The organism is Larsenimonas salina (assembly GCF_023736155.1).
Taxonomy (GTDB): domain Bacteria; phylum Pseudomonadota; class Gammaproteobacteria; order Pseudomonadales; family Halomonadaceae; genus Larsenimonas; species Larsenimonas salina.
The window spans coordinates 1-11401 of sequence record NZ_JAMLJJ010000009.1 but is presented as its reverse complement, the minus strand read 5'-3'; the positions used below and the strand labels follow the sequence as shown (position 1 = coordinate 11401).

Annotated in this window: 10 protein-coding genes; 8 read left to right on the top strand and 2 right to left on the bottom strand. The window is 57.2% G+C overall.

What is annotated here, in order from left to right; translation table 11 throughout:
• Positions 1–45: 45 nt before the first annotated feature.
• From pdxY to NAT23_RS13600, 5 genes are all read left to right on the top strand, one after another.
• Positions 46–906, top strand: coding sequence for a pyridoxal kinase PdxY (gene pdxY, locus NAT23_RS13620; RefSeq protein WP_251929173.1), 861 nt, complete (start codon positions 46–48; stop codon positions 904–906).
• Positions 906–1775 (top strand): DUF72 domain-containing protein, encoded by an 870-nt coding sequence (locus NAT23_RS13615; RefSeq protein ID WP_251929172.1) that lies wholly within the window; start codon positions 906–908, stop codon positions 1773–1775. Before pdxY ends, NAT23_RS13615 begins: the two co-directional genes overlap by 1 nt.
• A gap of 327 nt (positions 1776–2102) precedes the next feature.
• Positions 2103–3476 (top strand): sodium-dependent transporter, encoded by a 1374-nt coding sequence (locus NAT23_RS13610; protein ID WP_251929171.1) that lies wholly within the window; start codon positions 2103–2105, stop codon positions 3474–3476.
• Positions 3477–3673: 197 nt separating this feature from the next.
• The gene (locus tag NAT23_RS13605) at positions 3674–4492 is read left to right on the top strand and encodes a motility protein A (protein WP_251595245.1); all 819 of its coding nucleotides are present in this window, start codon (positions 3674–3676) and stop codon (positions 4490–4492) included.
• Positions 4473–5378 carry an OmpA/MotB family protein gene (locus tag NAT23_RS13600; RefSeq protein WP_251929170.1) on the top strand — a complete coding sequence of 302 codons (906 nt, stop codon included), beginning with the start codon at positions 4473–4475 and terminating at the stop codon, positions 5376–5378. Before NAT23_RS13605 ends, NAT23_RS13600 begins: the two co-directional genes overlap by 20 nt.
• 16 nt (positions 5379–5394) lie before the next feature.
• Here the strand turns inward: NAT23_RS13600 and NAT23_RS13595 are convergent, their stop codons facing one another.
• Entirely contained in the window at positions 5395–5613 is a 219-nt protein-coding gene (locus NAT23_RS13595) for a PA3496 family putative envelope integrity protein (RefSeq protein ID WP_251594423.1), read from the bottom strand.
• Between the two features lie 235 nt (positions 5614–5848).
• Here NAT23_RS13595 and hexR point away from each other — a divergent pair, with 235 nt between their 5' ends.
• From hexR to phoU, 3 genes are all read left to right on the top strand, one after another.
• Positions 5849–6712 (top strand): transcriptional regulator HexR, encoded by an 864-nt coding sequence (hexR, locus tag NAT23_RS13590; protein ID WP_251929169.1) that lies wholly within the window; start codon positions 5849–5851, stop codon positions 6710–6712.
• A 50-nt stretch (positions 6713–6762) separates the two neighbouring features.
• Complete coding sequence (gene uvrD, locus NAT23_RS13585; protein WP_251929168.1) at positions 6763–8952, top strand: DNA helicase II; 2190 nt, start codon at positions 6763–6765, stop codon at positions 8950–8952.
• A gap of 88 nt (positions 8953–9040) precedes the next feature.
• Complete coding sequence (phoU, locus tag NAT23_RS13580) at positions 9041–9763, top strand: phosphate signaling complex protein PhoU (RefSeq protein ID WP_251594418.1); 723 nt, start codon at positions 9041–9043, stop codon at positions 9761–9763.
• Positions 9764–9848: 85 nt separating this feature from the next.
• On the opposite strand, the gene glmU is transcribed toward phoU, so the two are convergent.
• On the bottom strand, positions 9849–11204 hold the full coding sequence (gene glmU, locus NAT23_RS13575) for a bifunctional UDP-N-acetylglucosamine diphosphorylase/glucosamine-1-phosphate N-acetyltransferase GlmU (protein WP_251929167.1): 1356 nt from the start codon (positions 11202–11204) through the stop codon (positions 9849–9851).
• Positions 11205–11401: the final 197 nt, after the last annotated feature.

Genomic DNA, 11401 nt, shown 5'->3' with positions numbered 1-11401 from the left:
CGGCATAGTGCAAGACTCACCCACTGCCTTAGTCGCTTATCCGCCATGCCTCACCTGCTCTCCATTCAAAGCCACGTCGCCTTCGGTCATGTCGGCAATCGCGCTGCGGTTTTTCCGCTTCAGCGCCTGGGCTTCGATGTTTCGGCCCTGCATACCGTCCAGTTTTCAAACCACACGGGTTACGGCCATTTTTCGGGCACGGTCTTTTCACCGGATCACCTGCTCGAGGTATTGAATGGCATGGAAACCCTCGGGGCACTTTCGAACATGACCGCGCTTTTGAGCGGGTATCTGGGCGATGAGCATACCGGTGACGTGGTACTGACGGCGCTCGAGCGCATCCGCCGTCATCATCCTGATGCGATCTACTGCTGCGATCCGGTCATGGGCGATGTCGGGCGCGGCTTTTTCGTAAAAGATGGGTTGCCCGACTGGATTCGCGAACACGCGATCCCTCGTGCCACCATCACTACGCCCAATCAGTTCGAACTGGGCTTTCTCACCGGCACCACTATCGCCACACGTCAGGATGCGCTCGAGGCGACCCGTGCGCTGCGGGCACGAGGGCCTGCCGAGGTGGTGGTAACTTCACTCGACATCGACGAATTGCCGGAGGGGCACATCGCGATGATGGTCGATACGGCAGAAGGCAGCTGGGAACTGGCCACGCCGCGGCTTCATTTTGAAACCCCACCGAATGGGGCAGGCGATCTGACCAGTGCGCTGTATCTGGCGCATCGCATGAACGCACTTGCCCCGGAAGACGCTCTGGCACGCACAGCGGCGTCCGTATATGACGTCTTCTCGGCAACGTTCGCGTCAGGCGAACGTGAACTTCAACTGATCGCGGCGCAGGATTCGCTCGTCACGCCGTCGCATCCGTTCGCGCCTCGACGCGTTCGCTGATGACCGATTATCCAGCGGCCCCGCTGAGACTTGGCCTCCCCATGTGGTCGTATGAGGAGTGGAAAGGTCACTTCCTGGCCCAAACTACCCCAATGCAGCATGCGCTCGAGGAATACGCGAGCGTATTCGGTGCGGTTGAAGGAAATACTACGTTCTATAGCGGCACACCCGCCCAGCGGACATTGGAGAACTGGGCGGCCCAGACCCCGGAGACGTTTCGATTCTGCTTTAAACTGCCACAGCTTCTAACGCACGAGCGCCGCCTGAATGACATCGATGGCTGCCTGGCGTTTCTCGAGGCACTTCGAGTTTTGGGGCCGCGCATCGGCCCGGTGATGGTGCAACTACCTCGGGATTTCGGCGCCAGTGAGCTTTTAAAGCTCGAGCGACTGCTTGCACGCTGGCCCGACGATATTGTGTGTGCGGTCGAGGTACGGGCGCTCGAGTTTTTCCACAAGGGCGATGCCGAGCGTCAACTCAACCGATTGTTGATAACTTTCAATGCCAATCGGGTGATGCTGGACGTACGTCCGTTATTTTCAAGTAGGGATGTTGCCAATCGAGGCTTGACAAAAGCGCAACAGGAAAAACCTCGACGCCCGCTGCATGTGCTCTCCACAGGCGACCACCCCATCGTTCGATTCATCGGTCACTTCGATGAGAAAGCGAACACTCACTTTTTTGAACCGTGGATTTCCCAGCTAAATCTGTGGATAAATCAGGGGAAAAAACCTTATTTCTTCGTTCACACCCCCGATAACATCTTGGCCCCGGCCTGGGCACGCACATTCTGGAACAGGTTAAGCGAGACTGTGGAGCTGCCTGAATTACCGGAATTCCCCGCCGATAAACAAACGTCGCTCTTTTGAGCGCAATGAGCGCCATCAGACACTTAATCAAAAAACGACGCCATCGTGCTATCAACGTGACGTTATCTTGAATAAACCGCCCGATATTGCGCGGAGCTCTTTTGAGAGTTCATGCTTAAAGTGCTCGGGCGGCTTGGCGTATACTTCGCGCCACTGCTTCTTGATCATGGCATCGAGCCAAGGTGCCATGTGGTTAAAGGCGATTACCCGCGCCGATCAGAAGCGTTATGCAAGCCTCTATGCAGGATCCATACTGGCTTGGTGACATAACAAACATAACAACAGAGGCGGTCGTGAGGACGCGCCTTCGACAAACAGGGTGAAGTGATGTCTCAAAAATCCCATACCCACGCGCAGTGGTCTTCTCGTGTTGCGTTTTTGCTGGCTGCGGTCGGGTCGTCTGTCGGCCTGGGCAACATCTGGAAATTCCCGTACATGACCGGCGAAAGCGGCGGTGGCGCGTTCGTGCTGGTCTATCTGATCTGTATCGCGCTGATCGGTTTGCCGATTCTAATGTCCGAGTGGATGCTCGGCCGGCTCGGACAGAAAAACCCCATGTCGACCATGCAGCAGATTTCAGGCCGCCTGAAACGCTCACCGGCCTGGGCCCTGGTCGGACTCGCCGGTATTCTCGGCGCGTATCTAATCCTTTCCTTTTATAGCGTGATCGGTGGCTGGGCATTGGCCTACGTGAAGTACGCCGTGACCAATACCTTCGGCGGGCTGGATAACGACAGCGTCGGTGGTCTCTTTGGTGGACTGCTTGAAAGCCCCACAGCACTTCTGGGCTGGCACAGCGTCTTCATGATCATGACGGTCGGGGTCGTCATCGGCGGTGTTGCGGGCGGTCTCGAGCGGGCAGCCAAGACATTGATGCCGGCACTTGGCATCCTTTTGCTGGTCATGGTGCTCTACGCCGCGACCACGCCCGGTTTTGCAGAGGGCGCGTCGTACCTTTTGATGCCGGATCTATCCAAACTGACCGGCGAAACGGTCCTTGCCGCACTGGGACACGCGTTTTTCACGCTAAGTCTTGGCATGGGCATCATGATGGCGTACGGCTCGTACCTGTCGGATGACGTCAACATCGGCCGCACGGCCGTCACTGTTGCAATCATGGATACCGTCATCGCGCTGATGGCCGGTCTTGCGATCTTCCCGATTGTGTTCAGTAACGGCCTCGACGCTGGCGCTGGCCCCGGCCTGATCTTCCAGACACTGCCACTTGCGTTCGGGCAGATGTCCGGAGGCTGGTTTTTCGGCATTTTATTCTTCGTTCTGCTGGTGTTCGCCGCCTGGACATCGTCGATTTCACTGTTGGAACCAATCGTTGAGTGGCTGGAAGAGAAAAGCCCGCTGAGCCGAACCGGGGCCACCATCGCCGCCGGCCTTGCGACCTGGGCACTGGGGATCGCCACCGTGCTGTCGTTCAACCTCTGGTCGGGCGTTCATCCTCTGGGCGTGTTCGCGATGTTCGAGGGTAAAACCATCTTCGATCTGTTGGATTATCTGACCAGCAAGATCATGCTGCCGCTGACGGGGCTGGCCACTATTATATTCGTGGGCTGGTACATGCAGCGCGACGAGCTCAGAACCCAGCTCAACATGTCGAGCGGTGCGTTCTCGGTCTGGTACGCCATTTCGCGCTTCATTACGCCAATTGGTGTGGCGGCCGTGTTTATCTTCGGCCTGCTGCACTGAGTTAGCCGCGACGCTGCGACTCAAGGGTCGACACGTTCTGCCGATAAGGCGGGCTTGTCGGCCCTTTTTCTTGGTCTGACGTTCATGCCTGGTTGGATAGGATAGCCCTACCGTCTTGATGACTACCTCCACCGAGGTATGGGGCTTTCATGTCAAACAAACTGACTTCTTCCGTGCTTAAACTCAGCCGACTTCCGATCAATGCCTCGACGCTCATCGGGCTGTCCGTCGGCGTGTTGCTCCTGGTGGCCGTTCTGGCCTATGGCGCTGACTCTCCCCTTGCCTTCCTGAATATTCCCGGTCTGTCGATCGTGATCGCCGGCACGCTGGCGGCTACCTTTCTGAGCTTTCCGCTGAAGGAACTCTCGCGTGTGTTTTCATCGCTTCCGGCCATCTTTCGCCGTGAGGACGACCACGTGCAGGAAGACATCGCCGAGCTTGTGAATCTGTCTCGCCAGTGGATGCACGGCCAGGGGCGCAATATCGAAAAAATGCTGGAGCAGACCCGCAACCCGTTTCTGAAAACCGGCATCAGTCTCGTCATCGACAACATCAAGGAAGAGGAAATTCTTGACCTCATGCGCTGGCGCATCGCCCGGCTCAAGGCGCGGGAACGGGCCGAAGCGCAGATCTTTCGCACCATGGCCGCCTACGCGCCGGCGTTCGGGATGCTGGGAACGCTTGTGGGCCTGATCAACATGCTGAGCGTGATGGAAACCGGTGATATCTCCGTCATCGGCCCCAGCATGGGCATCGCGCTGCTGACGACCTTTTACGGCATTTTGCTGGCGAATCTGGTGTTCAAACCGATTGCGGTCAAGCTCGAACGCCGCACCGAGCGGCGCGTCATTACCATGAACATGGTGCTTGAAGGCGTCTCGATGCTGTGCCGCCGCCGACTGCCCTCCTTCATCGAGGCCACGCTTCAGTCGTTCATCGCGGAATACCGCGATCAGGATGAACTCGGTGAACACCGCTCCATGGAGAAAGCCCCCCATGTTCGCCAAGCGTCTTGATGCTCAATCAGAGATTGAACCCGTTCGGCGCGCCGGCGCCAAGCACGATGCGCTGGATGATGCCGAAAGCCCCATCGAGCAGGCCGGATGGCTCATAAGCTATCTGGACGTACTGACACTTCTGATCATGCTGTTCATCATCCTGCTGATGTTCAATCGGCCAGCAAATGAGCCGGAACCTCCAATTGAGGCTCCAATGACTGGCGGCATCATGCCCTTGCACCGAGGCATTCAACCGATGGTCAATGGCGAAGTGGTCGGGCCTGCGAAACCTGCACGTCAGGCCATCGTCGAAACGCCCGGAGAGCGGCCCGCGCCTTCTGCTCCCGTCTTTGCGCTGTCTCCGGAAGCACTCATGGCGGTGGGGTTGGTCACAGCACCCTCCAACGCGTTCACACCACCGATCACGCCGGCACTCAGCGCCGAGTCAGAGCCCGCGCTGGCAAGCGATTCCGTGCCGGCAGTGGATCGGCTCGAGGACATGTTCCCGGCGCTTGAGGGCGTACTGGTCAGTCCGACGCCTCAGGGCGTTACCGTGCGCATTCAAAATCAGGTGCTTTTCTCAAGCGGTGACGTCGATATATCAGCCAGCGGCGAACGCTTGCTTGACCGGTTAGTGCCGGGACTCAGTCAGTTCAAGGGATCAATTTCGGTTGAAGGGCATACGGACAGCCGGCCAATTTCGACCGAGCGTTTCCCCTCGAACTGGGAACTGTCGACGGCACGGGCAAGTTCGGTGGTGCGTTTGCTGAGAACGCGAGGGATTGATGGCGAGCGACTGCGTGCGGTCGGGTTGGCATCGACCCATCCTGTGGCCGACAATGACAAACCGTCCGGACGCGCCGAGAATCGACGCGTCGAGCTGGTGTTGAAAGCCCTGCCCTGACTTGGGCGGGGCAAGTTCAGGAGAGCCGGCGTTTTCGTCGAGCCGCCTCTTCATTGATGTCTTTTAGATCGCGCTCCAAACGACGTTCTTCGCGATGCTGCTCGATGCCCTTGCGAGCCTTCACATACCGCATTTCTGCCGTTTGCTTGCGTTTTTCGTGCTGCTCGGCTTCAAGTGCCATATAAATGTCCAGAAGCTCGGCCTTGATGGTTGCAAGCTGTTCGCCCTTGTGCATGATCAACTCTCCCTTGGGGGATCTATGAACAATGCCAACCGAACGACGGGTCTATCTGTTAAAAGGGCCTATCTAAAACAGCGTTTTCGCCTAACGTTAAGGTCCGTTTAACAGTACTATGTGACGCATCATCCGGACGGCTGTCTCGTCGTGAACGAGGCGCTGCAACATTACTATAGCGTTATTGACAGTATAATGACGTTAGCCGAGCCAAATTTATGCATTGGGAGCTACCGTGAGTCTTGCCCTGTTTGATGAGCTGAGGGAACGTCTGCCCGATTTCAGACGCTCCGAACAGAAGGTGGCGCGCTACGTTCTGCGCCACCCTGAAGAAGCCATCCACATGCGTATTGCCGACATCGCCAAGAACGCTGGCGTGAGCGAGCCCACCGTTATCCGCTTTTGCCGGGCACTGGGGTGCGACGGTTTCCAGGATTTCAAGCTGCGGCTGGCCCAGATGCTCGCAACCGGTGCGCAATTCGCTCAGTTTTCCATGGATGACAGCCACGATGTGGCTGAATTCACCAACGGTATCTTCGATTCAACCGTAGGTATTCTGCTGTCCGTCCGCGACCGAATGAATCCCGAGTCCATCAGTCAGGCCATTCACGCCCTGACCAACGCCAACCGGGTCGAATTCTATGGGTTCGGCGCATCCGGCGCCGTGGCCTCCGACGCGCAGCACAAGTTCTTCAGGCTTCAGGTCTCAACCGCCGCCTACGCTGACCCACACATGCAGAACATGTCAGCGGTAACGCTTGGCGAAGGTGATGTGGTCGTGGCGATCTCACAGACCGGGCGCACAAGCTCACTGCTCAGCAGCGTCGATCTGGCGCGCGAGGCCGGCGCGACCGTCATCGGGCTCTGCCCCAAGAATTCCCCGCTGGCTCACGCGGTCAATCTGCCACTCTACATCGATGTCCGTGAGGACAGCGAAGTGTATACACCGATGACCTCTCGTATCGTCCACCTGGTCGTAATCGATATTCTTGCGGTGGGCGTGGCGAAGTCCAAGGGCCCTCAGCTCGATGAAAAGGTCCGGGCGGTAAAACGCAGTCTCGCGCCACTGCGCGTGCCCGAGGGCAGCGGCAACCACTGACGGGTATGGTAAGGTAAGGGCATTCAGTCACCTTCTGCCGACGGCCTTTCATGACGGATTCATCGCCTTTACTCGACGCCCTCAATTCGGACCAGTGCCGCGCCGTCAGCGCGCCGCAGGGCAACCTGCTGGTGCTTGCCGGCGCAGGTTCCGGAAAGACCCGGGTGCTGGTTCACCGCATCGCCTGGCTGATGCATAACGAGCACCTCTCCCCCTTTTCGATCATGGCGGTCACTTTTACCAACAAGGCCGCACGTGAGATGCGTACCCGCCTCGAAGCTCTGCTGGATGTCTCGCTGCGAGGCATGTGGGTCGGCACCTTCCACTCGATTTCTCACCGACTGCTGCGCACTCACTGGCAGGATGCCAAGCTTCAAGAGCACTTTCAGATCATCGACCCCGATGATCAGCTTCGTTTGATCAAGCGTTTGATCAAGGAATACAACATCGACGATGAGCGTTATCCGCCCAAGCAGGTGATGTATTTCATTGGAGGCTGCAAGGAAGAAGGTCTTCGTCCGCCACAGATCGATGCGCACGGCGACAGCTACATGATGCAGATGGTCGAGCTCTACGAGCTTTATCAAGCGGCCTGCGAGCGTGGCGGGCTGGTCGATTTCGGCGAACTTCTGCTGAGAAGCCTGGAGCTTCTTCGTGATAACCCGCGGCTTCTCGCCCATTATCAGGAGCGATTCGCGCATCTATTGGTCGATGAGTTCCAGGACACCAATACGCTCCAATACGCCTGGCTCAAGCTTCTAGCCGGCCAGCGTGAATGCCTGACGATCGTCGGCGACGATGATCAATCCATCTATGGGTGGCGTGGCGCTCGGGTCGAGAACCTCGACCGGTTTCGAACCGAGTTTGCCAATACCGAGGTGGTTCGGCTAGAACGCAATTACCGCTCGACCAACGTCATCCTCGATGCTGCAAACCATCTGATTCGCAATAATGCCGGGCGCATGGGCAAGGAGCTTTGGACCGACGTCGTTAACGGCGAAAAGATCGCCGTGTACTCCGGATTCAACGATCTGGATGAAGCACGCTTCATCGTCGACACCATTCAAAAACACGCCAAGAAAGGCATCTCGCGCAAGGACATCGCGATCCTTTATCGCTCAAATGCGCAGTCACGCGTATTGGAGGAGGCGCTGATTCGTGCAGGCGTGCCCTATCGCATCTACGGCGGACAGCGTTTCTACGAACGCCTCGAGATCAAAAACGCGCTGGCGTATCTGCGCCTGTTGATCAATCGCGACGATGACGCCTCGCTCGAGCGCATCATCAATGTGCCCGCCCGCGGCATTGGCACCCGCACGATCGAGCAGCTTCGCATGATCGCTCGTGAACAGGATATGTCACTGTGGCAGGCCCTGCATGAGGCGACAGCTCATAAGCTGCTCAAGGGTCGGGCGGCCAGCGCAGTCAGCCAGTTCACCGATCTGATCGAATCGATGGACAACGACACCGCAGGCGTCAGTCTTCATGAACAGATCGATCATGTGATCACAACGACCGGCCTGATCGAACATCACCGGGCCGAAAAGGGTGAAAAGGGCCAGGCGCGCGTCGAGAACCTGCAGGAGCTGGTCAGCGCCGCCAAAAATACCGGCACCCAGGATCCGTTCGCCGATACAGAGGCACTGCCTGAGGCTGATAACGGCCTGGCGACGTTTCTGGCAGAAGCGGCACTCGATGCAGGTGACCATGAGGCCGGCGAATTCGAGGATGCCGTTCAGATGATGACATTACACTCGGCCAAGGGCCTTGAGTTTCCGGTGGTGTTCATCACAGGCGTCGAAGAAGGCTTGTTTCCGCACAAGATGTCGCTCGAAGAACCCGGGCGGCTCGAAGAAGAGCGACGGCTCTGCTACGTCGGCGTTACGCGTGCCATGCAGCAACTCTATCTGACACACGCGGAAATGCGCCGATTGCACGGCAAGGAAACCTATCAGCGCCCCTCTCGCTTTATCCGCGAACTGCCGGACGAGGCACTCGAGGAAATCCGCCTGCGGGGGCAGGTCTCGCGCCCGGTTTCACATCGGCCAACCCCAACCCAGGGCGCCAAGGCGTCGGGAACGCAGTTGAGCGTTGGCCAGCGCGTTCGCCATCCGATGTTCGGTGAGGGCATCATCATCGATGGTGAGGGCGAGGGTGACCGCGCTCGGGTGCATGTGAGCTTCGAAGAGCACGGTGACAAATGGCTGGTTCTGGGCTTTGCCAAGCTCGACGTGCTTTGAGTGTCAAACGATTGTCATATTGATCGAATAACATGTTCAGCCATTACTATGGCACTCAACCGCCTCTTTTATGGCAGCAGGATGGGTTATGGATATCGACAGCGGCCGGCACAGCCAACATATCTCCAGTCAGTTCAATCAGGAACTGGAGGCTTTGAAGACCCACCTGATGGCCATGGGCGGTTTGGTGGAACGGCAGGTTCAAGATGCCATTGATGCCTTGCTCGAAGGCCATGCGCATCAAGCCCAGGAAGTGTGCAGGAAGGATCAGGAAGTCAACGAGATGCAGTTGCGCATCGACGATGAGTGCACGCACATCATCGCTCGTCGTCAGCCGGCAGCATCTGACCTTCGACTTGTCCTCGCGGTGACCCGAACAGCTTCGGATCTCGAACGCATCGGCGATGAAGCTAACAAGATCGCGCGAAACGCGCTGTCTTTGATTGAGGAAGGCCACACCAATCACGGGTTTGTCGAAGTGCGACGTATCGGCCAGCAGGTCCGGGAGATGCTTAGAAACGCGCTGACCGCGTTTGCACGCTTTGATACGGAGCTGTCGATTCAGGTCCTGCATACCGACGAAGCGGTCGACAGTGAGTACCGAAGTTCAATGCGCTCACTGGTCACCTTCATGATGGAAGACCCTCGCTCAATCGGGTCCATCCTTAATATCATGTGGGTACTTCGCGCATTGGAACGTATTGGCGATCACGCCAACAATCTGGCTGAATCCGTCATCTATCTGGTCAAGGGGCTGGATATTCGACACACCGACATCAGCGGTCTGGACACCAAGAAACTGGATTCCTGACACGCCGCTTCAGATGTCCTCGTGCTCGATGGCATTCACGCGCATATAAAAAAGCCGGGGCTCAATGCCCCGGCTTTTTTAGCGCTTACTTTTTGGCCGGTCTGACCCAGTCATTCTTCTCGACCTGACGACCACGCGCAATCGCAAGCGCATCTTCGCTGACCCTGTCAGTGATGGTAGAGCCCGCCGCGATGGTCGCCCCCTGGCCAACGTCCACCGGCGCAACCAGCGCGGTGTTCGAGCCAATGAACGCGCCGTTGCCAATAAGCGTCTTGTGTTTGTTGACGCCATCGTAATTGCACGTGATGGTGCCTGCGCCTACGTTCACATCACTGCCAAGTTCAGCATCGCCAATGTAGCTCAGATGATTGATCTTGCTGCCCTTTCCGACCTTGACGTTCTTGGTCTCGACGAAATTGCCGACCTTGGCCTGATCGGCCAGTTCCGTCCCCGGTCGCAGGCGCGCAAACGGCCCAACCGTTGCCTCTTCACCAACCTGCGCCGACTCAACAATGCTGTGCGCTGCAATAACTGTGTGCTGCTTGATGACACTGTTCTTGATAAGCGTATATGGCCCAACATGCACGCCATCTTCAAGCACCACATCCCCTTCGAAGACGCAGCCTACGTCGATAAAGACGTCCTGACCAACGCTCAACCGGCCTCGGACATCAATGCGGTTTGGATCGGCAAGGCTTGCGCCGCTGCGCATCAGTGTTTCAGCTTGTGCCTTTTGATGAATACGTTCCAGATAGGCGAGCTGAACACGATCATTAACGCCCTGTACCTCATGCTCGTTCATGGGTTCGGCGGTTGTGATCGTCACACCTTCGCCAGCTGCCATGGCGATGATGTCCGTCAGATAGTATTCGCCCTGAGCGTTGTTCGAGGAAAGTGCCGGAAGCCATTGCTTGAGCTTCTTGCCGGTTGTCGCAAGAATGCCCGTGTTGCATTCCTGAATGGCCTTTTGCGCATCCGTCGCATCCTTTTGCTCGACAATGGAAGTCACCGCGCCATTTTCACGCACGATACGCCCATACCCGGACGGGTCATCAACGGTCACGGTTAAAAGGCCCAGATGATCGTCATCGACTTTTTCCAGCAACGCGGCAAGCGTTTCCGACTTGATAAGCGGCACATCACCGTAGAGCACCAATACCGGGCCATCGCCAAGATTCTCAAGCGTTTGGGCAACGGCATGACCTGTCCCCTTTTGCTCTTTTTGAAGCGCAAAGCGGATATTCTGATCCGAAAGTGTTTTCTCGACCCGCTCAGCGCCATGGCCAACCACAACATGCAATGTGGCCTCTCCGATGGACTTCGCGGCATCCACAACATGCTGAACCATCGGTTTACCTGCCAGAGGGTGTAGCACTTTAGGCAGGGTAGATTTCATGCGGCTTCCTTGCCCAGCGGCGAGTATGACAACATCAGTGGTCATGATTAGCGGTACTCCTTGCGGCATCGTGAAAAAGGGGCCTTTAGTGTACCAGCGATAAAGATATGCGGCTTGATGGCTGTACGCACGGGGTATATTTCAGGCATAAAAAAAGGCCCCGATCGATTGATCGGGGCCTTGGTATAGATGCCTGACGATGACCTACTCTCGCATGGAGAAGCTCCACACTACCATCGGCG

Coding starts and splice junctions, on each gene's coding strand:
- pdxY (WP_251929173.1), top strand. CDS start 46: ATGCCTCACCTGCTCTCCATTCAAAGCCACGTCGCCTTCGGTCATGTC.
- NAT23_RS13615 (WP_251929172.1), top strand. CDS start 906: ATGACCGATTATCCAGCGGCCCCGCTGAGACTTGGCCTCCCCATGTGG.
- NAT23_RS13610 (WP_251929171.1), top strand. CDS start 2,103: ATGTCTCAAAAATCCCATACCCACGCGCAGTGGTCTTCTCGTGTTGCG.
- NAT23_RS13600 (WP_251929170.1), top strand. CDS start 4,473: ATGTTCGCCAAGCGTCTTGATGCTCAATCAGAGATTGAACCCGTTCGG.
- NAT23_RS13595 (WP_251594423.1), bottom strand. CDS start 5,613: ATGCACAAGGGCGAACAGCTTGCAACCATCAAGGCCGAGCTTCTGGAC.
- uvrD (WP_251929168.1), top strand. CDS start 6,763: ATGACGGATTCATCGCCTTTACTCGACGCCCTCAATTCGGACCAGTGC.
- phoU (WP_251594418.1), top strand. CDS start 9,041: ATGGATATCGACAGCGGCCGGCACAGCCAACATATCTCCAGTCAGTTC.
- glmU (WP_251929167.1), bottom strand. CDS start 11,204: ATGACCACTGATGTTGTCATACTCGCCGCTGGGCAAGGAAGCCGCATG.